The 17,913-nt window shown below is 46.8% G+C and carries 14 protein-coding genes; 8 read left to right on the top strand and 6 right to left on the bottom strand.

What is annotated here, in order from left to right:
• Positions 1–50 precede the first annotated feature (50 nt).
• Positions 51–833 carry an ankyrin repeat domain-containing protein gene (locus tag NZ043_RS00875; RefSeq protein ID WP_133385699.1) on the top strand — a complete coding sequence of 261 codons (783 nt, stop codon included), beginning with the start codon at positions 51–53 and terminating at the stop codon, positions 831–833.
• 162 nt (positions 834–995) lie between these two features.
• On the opposite strand, the gene NZ043_RS00880 is transcribed toward NZ043_RS00875, so the two are convergent.
• Both NZ043_RS00880 and NZ043_RS00885 read right to left on the bottom strand, forming a co-directional pair.
• A complete protein-coding gene (locus NZ043_RS00880; protein ID WP_133385700.1) occupies positions 996–2,033 on the bottom strand; it encodes an FAD-dependent oxidoreductase in 1,038 nt (345 codons plus the stop codon).
• 24 nt (positions 2,034–2,057) lie between these two features.
• Positions 2,058–2,441 carry a helix-turn-helix domain-containing protein gene (locus tag NZ043_RS00885; protein WP_133385701.1) on the bottom strand — a complete coding sequence of 128 codons (384 nt, stop codon included), beginning with the start codon at positions 2,439–2,441 and terminating at the stop codon, positions 2,058–2,060.
• Between the two features lie 140 nt (positions 2,442–2,581).
• On the opposite strand from NZ043_RS00885, the gene NZ043_RS00890 reads away from it, so the two are divergent.
• Both NZ043_RS00890 and NZ043_RS00895 read left to right on the top strand, forming a co-directional pair.
• Entirely contained in the window at positions 2,582–2,935 is a 354-nt protein-coding gene (locus NZ043_RS00890) for a DoxX family protein (protein WP_133385702.1), read from the top strand.
• 330 nt (positions 2,936–3,265) lie between these two features.
• The gene (locus NZ043_RS00895) at positions 3,266–5,227 is read left to right on the top strand and encodes an AraC family transcriptional regulator (RefSeq protein WP_339310230.1); all 1,962 of its coding nucleotides are present in this window, start codon (positions 3,266–3,268) and stop codon (positions 5,225–5,227) included.
• Positions 5,228–5,407: 180 nt separating this feature from the next.
• Here NZ043_RS00895 and NZ043_RS00900 read toward each other — a convergent pair whose 3' ends face one another.
• Positions 5,408–7,003, bottom strand: coding sequence for an exosporium glycoprotein BclB-related protein (locus NZ043_RS00900; RefSeq protein ID WP_339310232.1), 1,596 nt, complete (start codon positions 7,001–7,003; stop codon positions 5,408–5,410).
• A gap of 33 nt (positions 7,004–7,036) precedes the next feature.
• Positions 7,037–7,396: a hypothetical protein gene (locus NZ043_RS00905; protein ID WP_091028171.1), complete on the bottom strand. Its 360-nt coding sequence runs from the start codon at positions 7,394–7,396 to the stop codon at positions 7,037–7,039.
• Positions 7,397–8,299: 903 nt separating this feature from the next.
• On the opposite strand from NZ043_RS00905, the gene NZ043_RS00910 reads away from it, so the two are divergent.
• A complete protein-coding gene (locus tag NZ043_RS00910) occupies positions 8,300–10,234 on the top strand; it encodes a carbohydrate-binding protein (RefSeq protein ID WP_339310234.1) in 1,935 nt (644 codons plus the stop codon).
• Between the two features lie 33 nt (positions 10,235–10,267).
• On the top strand, positions 10,268–12,331 hold the full coding sequence (locus tag NZ043_RS00915) for a family 43 glycosylhydrolase (RefSeq protein WP_339310236.1): 2,064 nt from the start codon (positions 10,268–10,270) through the stop codon (positions 12,329–12,331).
• A 115-nt stretch (positions 12,332–12,446) separates the two neighbouring features.
• Here NZ043_RS00915 and NZ043_RS00920 read toward each other — a convergent pair whose 3' ends face one another.
• Complete coding sequence (locus tag NZ043_RS00920; RefSeq protein ID WP_339312609.1) at positions 12,447–12,983, bottom strand: NAD(P)H-dependent oxidoreductase; 537 nt, start codon at positions 12,981–12,983, stop codon at positions 12,447–12,449.
• A 204-nt stretch (positions 12,984–13,187) separates the two neighbouring features.
• On the opposite strand from NZ043_RS00920, the gene NZ043_RS00925 reads away from it, so the two are divergent.
• Both NZ043_RS00925 and NZ043_RS00930 read left to right on the top strand, forming a co-directional pair.
• Positions 13,188–13,550 (top strand): helix-turn-helix domain-containing protein, encoded by a 363-nt coding sequence (locus tag NZ043_RS00925; RefSeq protein ID WP_091028164.1) that lies wholly within the window; start codon positions 13,188–13,190, stop codon positions 13,548–13,550.
• A gap of 110 nt (positions 13,551–13,660) precedes the next feature.
• The gene (locus NZ043_RS00930; RefSeq protein WP_249912069.1) at positions 13,661–14,380 is read left to right on the top strand and encodes an SDR family NAD(P)-dependent oxidoreductase; all 720 of its coding nucleotides are present in this window, start codon (positions 13,661–13,663) and stop codon (positions 14,378–14,380) included.
• Positions 14,381–14,459: 79 nt separating this feature from the next.
• On the opposite strand, the gene NZ043_RS00935 is transcribed toward NZ043_RS00930, so the two are convergent.
• On the bottom strand, positions 14,460–15,488 hold the full coding sequence (locus NZ043_RS00935) for a hypothetical protein (RefSeq protein WP_339310238.1): 1,029 nt from the start codon (positions 15,486–15,488) through the stop codon (positions 14,460–14,462).
• Positions 15,489–15,745: 257 nt separating this feature from the next.
• On the opposite strand from NZ043_RS00935, the gene NZ043_RS00940 reads away from it, so the two are divergent.
• On the top strand, positions 15,746–17,821 hold the full coding sequence (locus NZ043_RS00940) for a methyl-accepting chemotaxis protein (protein WP_339310240.1): 2,076 nt from the start codon (positions 15,746–15,748) through the stop codon (positions 17,819–17,821).
• The last annotated feature ends 92 nt before the right edge of the window (positions 17,822–17,913 follow it).

Genomic DNA, 17,913 nt, shown 5'->3' on the forward strand with positions numbered 1-17,913 from the left:
ATAAGACTATAAACATGAATATGGATTTAAGCCTGAAAGGAGGTTTGAGCATGGAATTTATTTACGAAGATGAAAAACTTGCAGTGAGCGTTATTCAAGCCATTCACACAGGAGATATTCCATCGTTACAGCAACTGCTGGAAGAGAATCCGGGATTGGCAAAGATAAGAATATTGGAAAGAAAGCCTGACAACGTAGATTCAGACTCTAGCATCGCTCGAACGCTGCTGCACGTGGTGACGGATTGGCCGGGGCACTTCCCTCATGGAGCGGATACCGTGAGAGTATTGACCAAGTTTGGTGCGGAAGTGAACGCTCCTTTGGTTGGTCCAAACATCGAGACACCTTTGCATTGGGCTGCAAGCTCCAATGATGTACAAGTGCTCGATGCCCTTCTTGATGCTGGCGCAGACATGGAAGCGCCTGGCGCGGTGATCGCCGGTGGCACACCGCTGGACGATGCTATTGCTTTCGCACAATGGGATACAGCACGACGCTTGGTTGAGCGCGGTGCGATCTTTGCCCTTTGGCATGCGGCCGCCCTTGGAAATATTGACGCCATACAAGAACATTTCCAAGGAGCCCAACTCCCGGAACGTTATCCTTGGGGAACAAGCACCTCCCCTTCTCCTCCCGATGCAGTAACCGTTGCCTTCTGGTGCGCTTGCCATGGAGGTCAAAGAGAAACAGCCGAATACCTGCTTGACCACGGCGCCGAACTGAACTGGATAGCCACCTGGGATGGAACAACTCCACTGGACACAGCAAAACGTAATTTTTCAGCCGAGCTGATCCCGTGGCTTGAAAGTCAAGGTGCCAAATCCGCTAGCTAGTTTCACAGGTAGATAAATGGCTAGCATGGAATTGCCAATCGCCAGCGATTAGTTATGAGGAGAATCCGGTGGCTACTGGGGAAGTGTAGAAGACTCCAACAAATATATACAACGAAAAGTACATCGCGACTTGAGCGATGTACTTTTCGTTGTGGAGTGATCCTAAAACCGTGAGAGGCGACAAGGGTCTAATTCATTTCTTGATTTGCCATCAATAATTTCACTTGCAGCCAGATCAGCAATCAGCGGCGCCAGCGTAATTGCAGAATGCATTAGCGTCAGATAAAGTCCATCAATGTGATCATGGAAGCCCACAATCGGATAACCGTCCTCAGGCATGGGTCTCCATCCAACCTTTATGCTCTCCAGTTCCAGTTGATTTCCGTGCTTGAGACTGTGACGCAATGTGTCGTAAGCTCGCTTACCGACCGCCTGTGGTCCGTTTTCCTCCGACTCGTCGATATAATCTTCCGCAGCCAGCAGCGTATAATCTGTCAGTTGACGCGCTTCAAATTGCGCATTGGATATTAATGTGTGTATCAGTTTTTTAGCAGTTTTCATCCGAATCAGAATCGAAGGTGACGAAGTTACCGGCACGTGACAACCTAACGGGTTACAAAGTTCGGGTGTACCTGTTCCTGCCGCCAAGACCACAACATCCGACTCCACAAAACCCTTGGATGTATGAACACCAACCAGACGGGAACCCTCTTGCTTCAGCTGTGTAACGTTGGTGTCGAACTGAATCTTTGCTCCGTACTCTTGCGCTTTGCTCAACAACAGCTCCGTTACCGCTATAGGGTCCACCGCACCTTCTTCGCTGACAAACATGGCTTCATCCGGATATTCCTTCAGATTGGGCTCCAATGCCTCAAGCTGCTCCCGGTTTAATTTTTGAAAGTGTTGCTCCCTTAGAGGCGGAGTGTCCCAAGTTAGTGCGCCATGCCAATGAATGTTCAGTTCGGACAACTCTTGCTGAAGTGTGTGATATTCTTCCACAGCTGCATCGTACAAATGCCAGTATTCAGGAGCCACTCTATGCGTCGTATGTATCCAGGCAAATGATTTTTCCGTGACTTCACGTGCCGCGGCTGAGTGCCGTTCAATAACGGTTACATCTTGAGTTCGTTTGGCTAGATGATAGGCCAGACACGCCCCAACAATCCCTGCACCAATAATCACAATTTTTTGTTTATTCAAAACTAACTCTCCCTTGTCACCCTATCACCCCGAGGAATCGATTTTCCGAAGTTCGGATGGGTCTGCTCCTTTTTCGTCTTCTTCGCCGTACAGCTTCTCCATATGCTGCATATGGCCGGCTCCCCAGTTGCTCATTGTCTGGAGCACAGGTTTCATGAGCTGTCCGTACTCTGTAATCGAGTATTCGACCTTAGGCGGAATTTGCGGATACACTTCCCGATGCACAATATCGTGATACTCCAGTTCTTTTAACTGCTGGGTCAGCATTTTTTTTGAGATATCTGGAATGGCTTTTTGTAATTCGCTGAACCGCATTGTACCGTTGCTCAGCAGGCGTAGAAGAATCAATGATTTCCATTTACCCGTGAGGATATCCAAGGCCGTTCCGAATCTGCAATACACCGTCATTCTTTTTCCTCACTTTCTGACCATACCCAGGTTTACTTTTGGTTACCTGGTTAGGTTTAAGTGCCTACTTCCTGATTCGGCTTTCTCACTTTAGTATAGAGGCAGATATTAAAATCGAGCAAGTGAGGGGATCGGAAAAGATGAATGTAACGTTATGGATCGTACAAATCATATTGGCGCTAGGTTTCGTATATTCAGGATGGATGAAAACCATTCGTATCGAGTCGTCAAAAAAGACCTGGGCCTGGGTCAATAATGTGCCGAAAAATCTAGTTGTTCTGATCGGTATCGCGGAGCTACTAGGAGCGCTTGGCCTTGTTTTTCCGTGGGCGCTGAACATCACTCCGGTGCTTACGCCGATCGCCGCGATCGCTTTGGCTGTTGTCACAATGCTTGGAATGCTGTTTCATATTCGGCGTAAAGAGTACCGGGAGCTCGGCGTAAATATCTTTTTTATAGTTTTGGCATTGATCATAGCCTTTGGAAGACTATAGAGGAAACGGGACACCGATCCGATGCGCTGTGCAATACGAACCCCATGTTTCGGGTGCCTGGTTTCCGGTGAACGAACCGCTATCGACCTGTGTGCCACATCCCGCCATAATAAAGATCATGCACATGGAGAAATCGGCGATTTTCTTTAGATTATGGAGAGGTCATGACATCAAAAATTTTTCGCCTTTATACTCAAAAGTTATGAGAAGAATCCGGTACTACCAGGGAACGTTCTGGAAAGTGACAAAAAGCCACTAATATTATTATATAATAACCTCACCACATAAAAGGCTGGCTTCAACAGCTCATGGAAGGAAGACAACTCTCTATTGAAAGCAACCTTGAATGTACAAGAGCACATACTCATCTGGAATTGTTCATCGCTCAAAATCATGGATGTACGACATATTGTCATACAGGCCGACGAGTGCGTACGTCCTTACCTGTTCCCTGCCAGCGCCTTTCTGTACGTAACGAATGGCAATGCGACTGTGATCTTAGACGGAAATGAGCATGCTACCAAACCATTTTATATGCTTCATGGGGGTAAAAACACCCGTCTGGACATCATCCCAACGAACGCATCCTTTCATTATTACCTGATTTTCTACAAAGCCTCCTTACCGCTACCTGGCAAGCAGCATACACTTCAACAACCGGATCAACCATTGCCATTCCACCTCCAGTACGGTTTTATTCCATATCATCCTGCCATCCTCTACGAAATCACTGAGCGAATGCTGGGCGAGTGGAATAAACCGGGACGCTTGGAGCGACTCCATACCAAAACACTATTCTATCAATTTGTATATGAGTTGCTCAGACAAATGGATCAACAGCAGGTAAGCATTGTTAGGCCTAACCTTGCTTCTCAGCTTATTCGCTATATGCAGGAGCACTACGCCAAGCCGCTGACGCGGGAAACCCTCGCTCATACATTCCATTACAGCGTCCCTTATCTGTCCAAGTACTTCCGACGTGAAACTGGCGCAAGTCTAATCGATTACTTAATCGGTATTAGGATGAACAAAGCAGTAATGCTGTTGCAAAGAACCGAGTTATCTCTGCAAGAAGTCGCTGCAAGCGTTGGATATGCTGATGTATCCTATTTTATAAGAATGTTCAAAAAACATACGGGAGTCACACCAAAGCAATTCAAGGATGAGTCTGGACAAGTGACAAAAGGTTCTTATCGTCCTATCCTTAGGCTTCGATCATCCATTGCTCCGCGTAAACTCCGTCGTTATATTGATATCAGAGATGATAATCATTATCAACATAGCGAAAAAGGAGATTTACGGATGTATAGAAGCAAACTACCTGTAGGAATTACCCTACTGTTGTGCCTAACTCTATTAGTTAGCGCATGTTCCAGGCCAGCAAACACGAATGGAAGCACTGGCAGTACGCAAAGCCCAACTGTAGGTGCAGAGAGTAATATCAGTAACACCACAAACGGAAGCTCGGAGATGCAAACCTATTCTGCGGTTAACGGTGAAATACAAATCCCCAAAAAACCTCAAAGGGTCGTAATGGTTGCAGGAGCCTTTACCGGTCATTTGCTAGCTCTTGGCCTTAAGCCTGTTGGAACTGGTGATGAGTCCTTTAACAGTTATACAGAAGGAAAGCTCGATGACGTTGTCAACATCGGTAACGATGTACCCTACGAGAAAATCATGGAGTTGCAGCCGGATTTAATTGTCGTTTGGAATGACCCTGAAACGATCGAAAAGCTGTCCAAAATTGCGCCGACCGTCGCTGTTGAATATGGAATACCTCTACGGGAGCAATTGATGGATTTTGGCAAGATGACTGGTAGAGAAGAGCAAGCGAAGGCCTGGATTGCAGAGTGGGATGCTAAAATCGCTGAATATAAACCACTCGTGGAGCAAGCAGTAGGTGATCGCACGGTTTCGATTTTTGATACGGGAAGTGCCAAAGAATTTTATGCCTACGGGAGCTTTGGTAGAGGTGGAGATATTATTTATGGCGAGTTTGGCCTGAAGGCACCGCCGATCATTCAGAAGGAAGCCATCGATAGCGGCAAAGGTTGGGCCAAGTTATCACTTGAATTGTTACCACAATATGCAGGAGATTATATCTTTATTAGTGGATGGACAGGTGATGAGAGTGGGGATTCCGTTTTTGAAGGTCCTATCTGGGATAACCTCCCTGCTGTCCAGAATAATCACGTTTATCGCGAGGAAAGCCGTGGCTTCGTGTTTAGTGACCCAATTTCGTTGGAAGCCCAACTAAAATTTGTCGTAGACAGCCTAACCAAAACAGAGTGAATTTGAGTAAGCCACGGTATGTACGAGGCGAGGAGCAATCCTCCTCTTTTTATGTTTTTGTATAGTCCTTATCTTTCATTTGAAGAGAGTTTGAAAACAAAAGCACACACATAAACAGGGACCTCTCACCATGTTGGCAAGGGTCCCTGTCTTTAAACTTGTTATATAGCCCATTTTCCGTTAAGTGATGGTAAGGCCGCCGCTTGCATATCCAGCTACGGTTGTAGCCACATCAATTCCGGCTGTTACTGATGCTGAGAACACCATAAGCAGGCGGTCACCGGCAGATACCGGAATACTCAGTCCTGTTGTCACTCCGCTGGATATTGTGCCCAGTGCCAAAATGCCGGTCAGTGGAGGAGCTAAGGTTACCAATGCACCCGGTACAGCTGTAAAGGAGTTATTAGGTGTAGTGGATCTGAATAATTGTGCAGTTAAGGTTACTGTAGATCCAACCAAACTAAGTCCGGCTGTCGTGCTGAAATAAGCGGCCAGTGAAGTAATCGTTCCTGCACGAGATGCCGAGAAAGCAAAGTTAAGCAATGTGCCTGCAGCGCCTGTGAGATCAATAATTCCTCCGTTAACACTTACTCCGGTAGCACTGTTGCCAAAACCAACTAAACTGGAGGTATTCAAAAGTCCACCCAAAACTGTAGTCAAGACAACTGGAAGTCCTGATGCATAAGGAATAATTGTTCCAGAACCAGTCGCACCCGTAGCCCCGGTTGCTCCGGTTGTACCTGCTGTACCTGTTGCTCCGGTTACTCCCGTTGTACCTGCTGTGCCTGTTGCTCCCGTTACTCCGGTTGTACCTGCTGTGCCTGTTGCTCCCGTTACTCCGGTTGTACCTGCTGTACCCGTTGCTCCGGTTACTCCCGTTGTACCTGGCGTGCCTGTTGCTCCCGTTACTCCCGTTGTACCTGCTGTGCCTGTTGCTCCGGTTACACCCGTTGTACCTGCTGTGCCTGTTGCTCCGGTTACTCCCGTTGTACCTGCTGTGCCTGTTGCTCCGGTTACTCCGGTTGTACCTGCTGTGCCTGTTGCTCCTGTTACTCCCGTTGTGCCCGCTGTACCTGTCGCTCCGGTTACACCCGTTGTACCTGCCGTGCCTGTCGCTCCCGTTACCCCCGTTGTACCTGCTGTGCCTGTCGCTCCCGTTACTCCGGTTGTACCTGCCGTGCCTGTTGCTCCCGTTACACCCGTTGTACCTGCCGTGCCTGTCGCTCCTGTTGCTCCTGTTGTACCTGGCGTGCCTGTTGCTCCTGTTGCTCCTGTTGTACCTGGCGTGCCTGTTGCTCCTGTTGCTCCTGTTGTTCCCGCTGTACCTTGTGCGCCTGTTGCACCTGTCACTCCAGTTGTCCCTGCTGTACCTGTCGCTCCCGTTACTCCGGTTGCACCTGTGACTCCCGTGACGCTTGGAATTTCACCCAGCAATTCGGAAGAAACCAAACGATGGGCAGTTACCAGTGCGCCTGTGCTGCTCTTACCCCATACTGATACTTGAACAGGATCATTAACCGTCGCTGGTGTTGAAAAAGTGAACTCGAAGGCATCAAAATTAGCATAATAGTTGTTGGTTATTACTTGATTGGGTACGATGTCAAAAGACTCACTGACGTACAGTACTCTTATTCCACTTTCCATGTAATACCCTTGTATCTGTACGGTTGAGGCTGTGGCATTACTACGGTTATCAATTCTGACAGTAACGGTCTGAGTCGGTCTTACACCGCTAACAGCATTATTTTCAATCGGCCCTGTTGATAAAAAGCTCATCGCTACATCTCCTCTTTTGGGTATTTTGATCTGCTAGATGTTATTAACTGTTTTTTCGTGCTGTACCACTCGGTGTGCATCAACCAATTGTCCAGAGGCTTGTTTGCCCCACACTGAAATCTCTACTTCCTCCACGCCTTCCACATCTGTTCCAAAAACAAACTCAAAAGCATCTAAATCTGCAAAATAATTTCTGGTCACTGCTTCATTAGGGGCAATAATGATTACTTCACTCACATACAGCGTTCTTGTTGTGCTTAGCACATACCCCTGAATGGATACTGTTACAGAATCCACCTCAGCCCGACTTACCAATCTAATCGTTACCTGTTGGGTCGGTCTAACCCCGGAAACCAGATTGTTTTCAATCGGCCCAGTTGACAAAATAGCCATTTTCCCATCCCACCTTTATGAACCTCTGAGTCTAGCAGTATTTGGCATAAGCTCACTCGATAGTAATATTCAAACACTCAATCAACGGTGTGGACAAAACACAGGGGGCAATCCACCATTATCACTTAACAACCTTTTACGCACAGGGCTTTAGCTATACAAAAACTGGGATATGTACAACAAAGAGAAGAAATTATGCAATGTCAAAGTTGGTCAGCAAGTAAGAGTAGATTTTGTTATGTAACCAGGATCGATTTCAGAAAATAACGAAATGACCGTTCCCCCGGTAGATTCCAGGGAAACGGTCGCAGCTTAAGACGTCTTTTTCTCGTATCTAATTGTTGGCCGGGCAAAGCTATGCTTGAAAGTGTAGTTTTATAGAATACGAGATAGTATTTTTACCATCAAGCCCAATGTTAAACACATAGAATAATAATGTTCTTCTTCATTCTCTACTGAAAATAGAAAAAGATTGTATTATCTTAAAATTGTGATATGATATCGTCAAGTTAATAAACATTTAAAAGAAAATATGAAAAATAATTACATTTAGACGTGACCAAATCTCTTTCTTCGTCAAATTTCAGAGTTCTAACCCATTCTATTGAAAGCGATTACAAAAAGAAACCTGACAGATTATAGCTTTTCTAATCGCACCCACAGATGCAGGCTTACTTCGGGTTATAGCCTCTCCCCTTGCTGCCGTGACCACGTACCCGGTGCACAGGTCGTCTGGCTTAAACCATATATGACAACATGAAGATTTAACCTAACAGCCAACCTAACCATTATTTCAGGAAGGGGGTGACATGAGGAACATCTCTTCATTTTTTGGCATTTCACCATTTCAGCTATTCTGAATTTCAGCTCACCAACTAATCCAATCTTATGGAGGCGAAACGTATGATTCGTAAACCGCTAGTTTTGTTGTTGTCGTGTCTGCTAATCTTTGTCACCCTGCCCGTTGAATCCAGCCATGCAGCCAATGCAGCCGTTGCCAAACTTCCTGGAAATTCCAATCCCCTCATCGATCATAAACTGGGAGCCGATCCTTATGTGCTCGTCCATAATAATCGGGTCTATGTCTATATGACAGGTGATGCATATCTGTACAACAGCGACGGCTCTGTCCGAGAGAACCAGTACAGCACAATCGGGAAAATTAACGTCATCTCTTCAGCTGACATGGTGAACTGGACAGACCATGGTTCCATCCCGGTAGCGGGCGCGAATAATGCGAATAATGGACAAGGGATTGCCAAATGGGCTACCCAGTCCTGGGCTCCTGCCATGGCGAAGAAAACCATTGCTGGCAAAGAAAAGTTTTTCCTGTATTTTGCCAACTCGGGTGGAGGTATTGGCGTGCTCACGGCCGATTCCCCCATTGGACCGTGGTCCGATCCACTTGGTCGTGCCCTCCTGACTCACAGTACACCGGGTATGTCCGGCGTAACCTGGCTCTTTGATCCGGCTGTCCTTGTCGATGATGATGGCTCTGCTTACTTGTATGCTGGAGGCGGCATTCCGAATGATACCAACGCTGCTTCCATTGCTAATCCCAAAACAGCTCGAGTCATTCGTCTCGGTGCCGACATGACCAGTGTGGTGGGCAGTGCTGTGACTATTGATTCTCCTTATATGTTCGAGGATTCCGGCATCCACAAGTATAACGGCAAATATTATTACTCCTACTGCATCAACTTCGCGGGAACACATCCTACTGCATATCCAAAAGGTGAGATCGGATACATGGTCAGCGACAGCCCCATGGGACCTTTCACGTATAAAGGACACTTTCTGAAAAATCCTGGTACGTTCTTCGGTGTAGGCGGCAATAACCACCATGCCGTGTTTCAATTCAACAACGAATGGTATGTCGCGTACCATGCGCAAACGGTGAGTCGAGCATTTCTCGGTGAAGGCAAAGGATACCGTTCCACACATATCAACAAACTGACACATAATGCGGATGGAACAATCCAGGAAGTTCAAGGAAATATGACAGGTGTACCTCAGACCACTAACCTCAACCCGTATGTCCGGGTGGAAGCCGAAACCATTGGCTGGCAAGCAGGAATTAACACTGAACCGAGTCAAGCGAGCGGTGGACCTGTAGCCAATCAGAATGTCACTAACATTCATAATGGGGATTGGATCGCGGTGGGTAATGTTGATTTTGGCTCAGCTGGAGCCTCCAAATTCAAGGCCAATGTCGCTTCTACCGGAAATGGCAACATCGAGGTTCGACTGGACAGTCCGACAGGCCCACTAGTTGGAACACTTAACGTAAGTTCAACTGGCGGTTCGCAAACTTGGCGCGAGATGGAGACCAATGTTACCAACGCTACAGGCGTACATCGTTTGTATCTGGTGTTTACAGGCTCGAGCAATGGAAATCTGTTCAAACTGGACTACTGGCAATTCACATCCGGTTCGGGCAGCAACCCTAACCCAAATCCTAATCCCAATCCAAACGTTACCCGTTACGAAGCCGAGAATATGACGCTTGGCGGCCAATACGCTGGCGTAATCAGTTCCCCTTTTAATGGAGTCGCTATTTACGGGAACAATGATTATGCAGCATACAATCAATATTTTGCATTCCCAACCCATCAATTCTCTGTCCGCGGCGCTTCCAACAACAATAATACAGCCCGTGTTGATCTGGTCATCGGGGGTGTAACCGCTGGTTCTTTCTACTTCACGGGAACGGAGCCGACCGTTCAAACCCTCACCGGCATCACTCACGCTACAGGCAATCAGGAAATCAAGCTGGTCGTAACAACGGATAATGGCACTTGGGATGCTTACATTGATTATCTGGAGTACTCGCTTTAATTCATAGGACATGATCGATTGGGAGGATAGAATATGTGGAAAAAAATCAGTGCTCTTCTACTCGCTCTTCCTTTGCTTATAACATCATTCCCTTTGACAAGTCCCGCTGCTTCAGCCGCAACGTTCAGCAATCCGGTTATTTACGCGGATGTTCCTGACAGTGATGTCATTCGGGTGGGCAGTGCATTTTATATGACAAGCACAACGATGCATATGAATCCGGGAGTCCCGGTCATGAAGTCTTATGATCTGGTCAACTGGAGCATCGTAAACTATGTATACGATACGCTTGGAAACGGGGATATACAGAATCTGAACAATGGACAAAACGAGTATGGGCGTGGTTCCTGGGCGAGCAGTTTGCGGTACAACAACGGTATATATTATGTGGCCTTTGGCTCGCTTTCCACGGGCAAGACGTATATTTACCAAACCAGCAATATTGAAACAGGGCCATGGACACCTTACACATTGAACAGTTATTACCATGACCCCTCCCTTTTGTTTGACGGGAATCGAACCTTTCTTGTTCATGGCAGTGATAACATCAGTATCGTTGAGCTGACACCTGATGCCAAGGCCGTTAAATCCGGCGGGCTCAATCAGGTCCTGATTCCAAACGCAAGCAGTGTTGCCGGCTCCAACATGATTGTAAAGGCAGAAGGAGCACACATTCAGAAGATCAATGGTATGTACTATGTATTCCTGATTGCCTGGCCTTCGGGTGATGGTCGCATTCAGCTTGCCTATCGTGCAAACACATTGACAGGTCCATACACAGGTAAAGTTGTACTCAGAGACTCGGGAATCGCCCAAGGAGGCATCGTGGATACCGCATCCGGCGCTTGGTACGGCTTGCTGTTTCGTGATAGCGGGGCTATTGGACGCATCCCCTATCTCGTTCCAGTGACGTGGTCGGATAACTGGCCTGTGTTTGGGGTGAACGGCAAGGTTCCACTTAACATGAATATGCCCGTTGAAGGTCAGCCTGCTGCCAAAATCTACGGGTCCGATGAGTTCAACGCAACCACATCAGGCACACCCTCAGTAACGCAACTGTTAGTGAACGGCGGTTTTGAGGAAAGCAGCATTCAGCCGTGGACCAGCAACAATACGGCGAACATCACCGTAACAAATGCCGAAGCATTCAGCGGTACAAAAAGCCTGCTCGTCAGCGGCAGACAACAGACAGCAGGCGGAGCCAAACAGATGGTTACAGGCAAGCTGGTACCGGGAGGAACATACTCCTTTTCGGCAAAGATCAAATACACTACTGGTCCTGCAACCAAAACGTTCAATCTTAGCATCCAGAACGGTGCAAGTTATACCGGAATTACCATTATGGGCAGTGCGACGTTAACCCGCGGACAGTGGGGTACCATTCAAGGTACGTATACCGTTCCGTCGAATGCAGACTTGTCTCAAAGCTTTATTTTTGTGGAAACACCGTATAACTCGAATCCGGACCCGACCAATGATCTGATGGCGTTTTATCTGGATGACGTCTCCCTGACGAGCAATTCATCTTTCGGTACATCCAGTCTCGCTACTTTCTGGCAGTGGAATCATAACCCTGATGCTGCCAACTGGTCCCTGCTCCAGCGGCCGGGTTTCATGCGGTTAACTGCAGGCAAAATCAGCAAAAACCTGTTAGAAGCCCGCAACACGCTGACACAACGAACCTTTAGTCCAAAAAGTACGGGGATGACCGCTTTGGATACAGCAGGCATGAAGGATGGTGATTATGCTGGACTCGCTGCTTTTCAGGCCAAATATGGTTTTGTCGGCGTAAAAATGACGGGCAGCACCAAATCCATCGTTATGGCTAATGCCAGTTCTGGCATCATGACTGAAGTAGCAACTGTGCCATTAAACCAGAACAGAATCTATCTACGCGTCATCTGTGATTTTACGAACCAAACTGACAAAGCCTACTTTGCCTATAGCCTGAATGGCAGCAACTGGACAACCATTGGCAATACACTTCAAATGTCTTACACCCTGCCACACTTTATGGGATACCGGTTTGCACTATTCAATTATGCAACGAAGTCTACCGGAGGATATGCAGATTTCGATTATTTCCGCGTAGAATAAATGTGGTTTTATTCGTTTATTAATTTTTCGGTTATTAATCAGGACCTGGACTTCACCATATGTGAGCCAGGTCCTTTTCAGTACATTTCTTATGAAGAGTTTCAGCTTTTAACTTTTAAAAATCCCGGAACTGTTTTATATAACGCATGTATTCTTCAGCACTTCGGTTAATCTCTTCATCCGTAGCCTGGAACGAGGCACCATAGACTGCATAATGCGGCAGCGCCCTAACCCCTACATGATTCATGCTTGCTACGAAAGGTGCAACAAGTTCCTCTACGCTGTAACCGATGGAACCATCTTTCGCATAATTCTCCTGCTTATCCCCTATGGACATTGCAAGTCCCATCCGCTTTCCCTTCAATCGATTTCCTTTCGATCCGTACGCCCATCCATGAGTGAACACGTCATCAAACCATTTTTTCAGCAGCGGTGGGTAACTGTACCAATATAACGGGAACTGCAACATCATATGATCATGCGTCTCCAGCAACTCTTGTTCTCGGCAAACATCAATCTTCCAATCGGGGTAGGCCGAATATAATTCGTGAAGAACAATATCATCTGTATGCTGCAACAACTCCTCCTTCCAGCGACGATTGACTCTTGAACTTTGCATATCGGGATGTGCCAGAATAACAAGTGTTTTCATCATAATTTCCTTTCTTCCCTTCCAGGGTGTTGGTTTCTTTAATTGAATATGGACCATTATCAGTCACATCCAGTCAAAAGAAAATACACACAATGAAGTAAGCTGGTTACCTCAAAGTGTGTATGGACTTCAATGTTAGAACCGTGAGAAAATAAATAGTTACACTCTATAAAACACGTAAAACTTAAACTGAGGTGAATCAGGATGAAACAATACAATCTGGGCATTGAAGCGACGCTTGAAATTATAGGTGGCAAATGGAAAGCCTTAATCATCTGTTTATTGATGTCCGGAGTAAAGAGAACGAGCGTATTAGAGCGCAGCATCCCTGGCATTTCGCAAAAAGTGTTAATTCAACAATTGCGCGAGTTGGAGCGAGACGGCCTTGTCACCAGACATGTCTACCAACAGATGCCTCCCAAAGTGGAATACGGACTTACAGAATATGGCGTTACCGCCAACACCATCGTGGATGTCATGTGTGCTTGGGGGAGGGACAATATTGCTCTCAGGCAACAACGGGGCGAAGATATCGTATTGTTGGAGAACAACCATCCCGAATCTTGACAAGGATGAAGCATACCTCATTCAAACTTCATGTTCCATGTATCACCTCTATAGTAAGATATAGATTAATGTAAATATTATTAATTTTTAATCGATAAGGAGGGCTTTATTTGAAAAATATAATTGTCTTTGGTGCAAGCAAAGGATTAGGCGATGCATTTGTCAGAGGTGTGCCGCAATCCGGTGATAAGGTCTGGGTGGTCTCTCGCAGCAAGCCGGAAAGTCTGTCCGTGGAGGATGGCGTCCAGCGAATATGGATTCAGGCTGATCTTTCCGAGCTTCAGGCCGCGGAGCAAGTTGCCAGCCAACTTCAAGGCGAGACGTTGGATGTGCTTATTTATAACGTGGGGATCTGGGAAAAGGAAGGATTTGAAGAGCACTACACGTTTGATAAGGATGAACCCGCAGATATCAGTCAGCTGATCCATGTGAATGTGACTTCTACGATTGTATGTATACAGGCTTTACTGCCTCAGCTCCGCCAATCTGAAGCAGGGAAGATCATCCTGATCGGTTCAACAGCCGGTTTGAGCAATGCAGGCAGCAGCCAGGTTTCTTTTGTCGCCTCCAAATTTGCCATAAGGGGTATTACGGAAGCTCTAAGAGAGCATACGAGGAATGACCGCATCGCGGTGACATGCATCAACCCGGGAGAACTGGCGGCAGAAATTCCGTATGAAGACGGGATGGAACGTGCACTGGCCGAGTATGATGGGACCCGCATTCCCCTGCAGGATATGGTCGCCATCGTTCGATGTATCATCAGCTTGTCCAAAGCAGCCTGCGTGAAAGAGATCAACATCCCCGCCTTAACGGATACGAACACCTAGATAGAAATGACATCTGCCCGCCTCAATCGGTCCGTTCACTGGAGTTCGTTCTGTATACACATGCTGGACAAAAGCCTGTTTACATTAATACATGCGACAAGTGCGCAATACCTATGGAATTCAGGCGTTCATGCTCAGGGATATTCTCATATAACAAATGGGATTTTCCGGCCTTGTCCAGGTGATCACGCATAGCTGCAATCCGTCCTTTGTTAACATCAATAAAACGAAAATCGATTTGGCGCAAATGCTCCAGCCCGGTTAGTCCAGCAAAAGAATCGGCCTTGAGCGCTGTATTCATCTCTTTCAGTTCAATAGACTCCAGAGCACGGGCTGTCCATAGATGTTTGATATCCCGTAACGATTTCATATAGTCCAGTTCGAGCTGTCTGAGAGAGGTCATATGGGAAAAGTCGCATAAATGCTCCAGCTTGGGCAAGGACAGATGCAGATATTCCAGCCCGCGCATCTGTTCGATTCCCTGAATACTCGTCAGTTTGCGAACAGAGCTTAGCTTCAACATTGAGATGGTCGACTGTGTCAATACATCCAGTCCCCCTTTTAACTCACAGTGATCCAGGGACAGATACTGAAGGACGGGCAGTTCCGCCAACACATCAACACTTTCGACCGCGCAGTTCAGAATGAGCGTATGCAGTTGGAGGCATGCCGCAATGGAAGCAAATCCGTTGAATTTGCCACGCAGTTCAAGAAAGGTCAATCGTGTGTAGTGTTTAATAAAATCGAGCCCAGTCGCCTTTGCAGGTGAATTCAATCTTAGAAACTGCAGTTGATCCATCGCACCCAGAATCGTCAAATCCTGTGCCTGCGAAAGATCAAGCTGCAAGGCAGACACATGTTTCAACTGTGCCAGTCGCCCCAAAAATCCGGATGAATATACCCCTTTAGGGTCCATATGTGATATGTGTAGGATCAGATCCGGCCGGGCAAAGAATACTTTGGCATCGAGCTCGGCAAGGTCCTCGTATGTATCCGCGCCAACGCGAAAATGAACCGTTGCTCTGCGGCGTAACAGATGCACCGCCTGGTGCATCTTTTCGGCATTCCATGGAACCCCCTGTATTGATGCATGCCATAACTCACTCACAGATAATCCCCCTTTTCCACCCATAGTTCCAATTCATTCCATTATAAACAAGATCGCCTGGATGAACCACCACCGATCCCCGTTTTTTCATTCCTTTCCTCTTTTTTCATCCCTCCCATTTACTGTTCTTATACTCATGCCTTTCCTTCCCGTTGCTTTCAGGATTATTCGACAGAAATCTACATAAAACTATAGATCATGCCGACATATAACTAAGGCGTTTTGAGCTTTTTATTAATCATCTGGGGAGATGGAATATGTCGAACATGTTGAACAAGTGGGGGAAAATGGGAGCACGGACATCCAGTATGGCAAATACGTTGTCCATTGTGCTGCTGGTCATTATCGTAGTTGTCTTTGCCGTGCTGGGAACATTTATGTTTGCAAGCACACGAAACATTCTGGTGAAACAGCAGGAATCCATGCTCCAGACCAAGACACAAGCCATTGTTAGTGAATTTGATGCACTATTCAAGGAGAAGGGCGCACTCGTCAAGCAAATGTCCACCAACACATTATTTCAGCAATACATAGAAACAACAGCATCTGCTGCGGATGCGGCAAGTTCAACCTACGCTGCGGAAACACAGGCGACACTCGCCGCTATCGTTAAGGCAGAGCCTTCGTTTGCCGATGCCTGGATCGCGGGTCTGGATGGAAAAGGCTTTTGGATTCAAAATGATGGTGTCGTATCTGCACCGGACTTTGATATCCAGTCGCGTCCATACTACAAGCCGGTTACCGCCGCAGACGGACTTTATTTCTCCGATCCGTACATTGATATTGCAGCAGGCGATGTACTCATGGGTATCTTTTATCCGATCAAAGACGACAACAACAACACGATCGGCTTTGCCGCAGCGGATATTGCATTCAAGGATATTCCGGTAATTATGGAGAGTTATTCCCTTGGAAGCACGGGCTATTCCATGTTGCTGTCCAAGAGCGGGGAAATTCTGTACCATCCAGATCAAGAGAAGGTATTGAAGGAGAACATCCTGGACAGTACGGGGGACATGGGGAACATCGGCAAGAAAATGCTTGCCGGTGAAAACGGCGTACAGCTTATGAACGACAATGGGGAACGTCGTTATATCGGCTACGCTACCAGCAAGGATACGGGATGGTCCGTTGGTCTGACCATATCCGAAGAAGAAGTTCTCGCGGAATTAAAAACGTTCACGTGGATCACGCTTGGCGGTTTTGCTGCAGCCACCCTTCTACTTGTGATTATCTGTTACATTACCCTTCGCCGTCTGTTACGCTCCATACCACAGCTGCTGGCTAAGATTAAACAGATTGAACAAGGTGACCTGACTGTCCAACTGGATATCAAATCTAATAATGAAATTGGACAGATCGCTACAGGCTTGAATTCCATGGTGCAGAAAATTCAGGTCATGCTGCAAATGGTCGGCAGCTCGGCGCAAATCCTGAACCAGTCGTCGAATGATCTGCAAGCCATCTCCTCACGAACGGCTGTGACCATGAATGACACATCGACAGCCATCAACGAGATTGCCAATGCAACGAATTATCAGTCCATCGAAACGGAAAATATTTTACGCAAAACAGGCTCTTTATCCAGCCAAATCGATGAAATTGCTACCGATGCGCAGGCTATGGGAACGGTCGTGCAGACATCTGCTGATCAGAGCAGCCAAGGACTGGCGGTGGTGGAACAATTATCGAAATGGTCCGAGGAAAACCATCAGTCCACCCAAGCAATGTCCTCTATTATCCAAGAGATTGACCTGAGTCGGAATGAAATATCCAGTTTTGTGGATACAGTCAAACAGATTGCCTCTCAGACGAACCTGCTCGCACTGAATGCCTCCATTGAAGCTGCACGTGCTGGCGAACATGGAAGAGGATTTGCCGTCGTTGCCGAAGAGGTCCGCAAACTTGCAGAACAGACGGCTCAGGCAACAGAGGAAATCAACAAAAAGGTAAATGTTATTGAAGAGAAAACAACCCTGTCGGTTGAACATACCATGCGCGGTATGAAGATTGCGGAGGAGAATGCCAAATCCGTCGAAGATACCAAACATGTATTCTTTAGTATTAACAAAGACCTGAAAGATCTACAGCAGCGTATGATGCAGATTACCAACAATACCTCCAATGTACACAAGCACAAAGATGAGATATTCCAGGCACTGGAGATTATATCCTCTACCACAGAGGAGAACTCGGCATCGACGGAAGAAGTAAGCGCCAGCACGCAGGAACAGCTGGATAGTATCGAACAGGTAGCGGATCTGTCGAAACAGTTGAACCAGCTATCTGGCAAACTGCAAGACGAATTAAGTCAGTTTAAAGTAAAGTCATAATCCTCAAGCGTTCCACTGCTCTTCTCTTTTAGTCGCTGTCCATTTATTATTAATGAATATGCGTACGAAGAGGATTGGAGGCTGAATCATCA

Origin of the sequence: Paenibacillus sp. FSL k6-2145, assembly GCF_037976585.1 — a bacterium.
Classification (GTDB): domain Bacteria; phylum Bacillota; class Bacilli; order Paenibacillales; family Paenibacillaceae; genus Paenibacillus.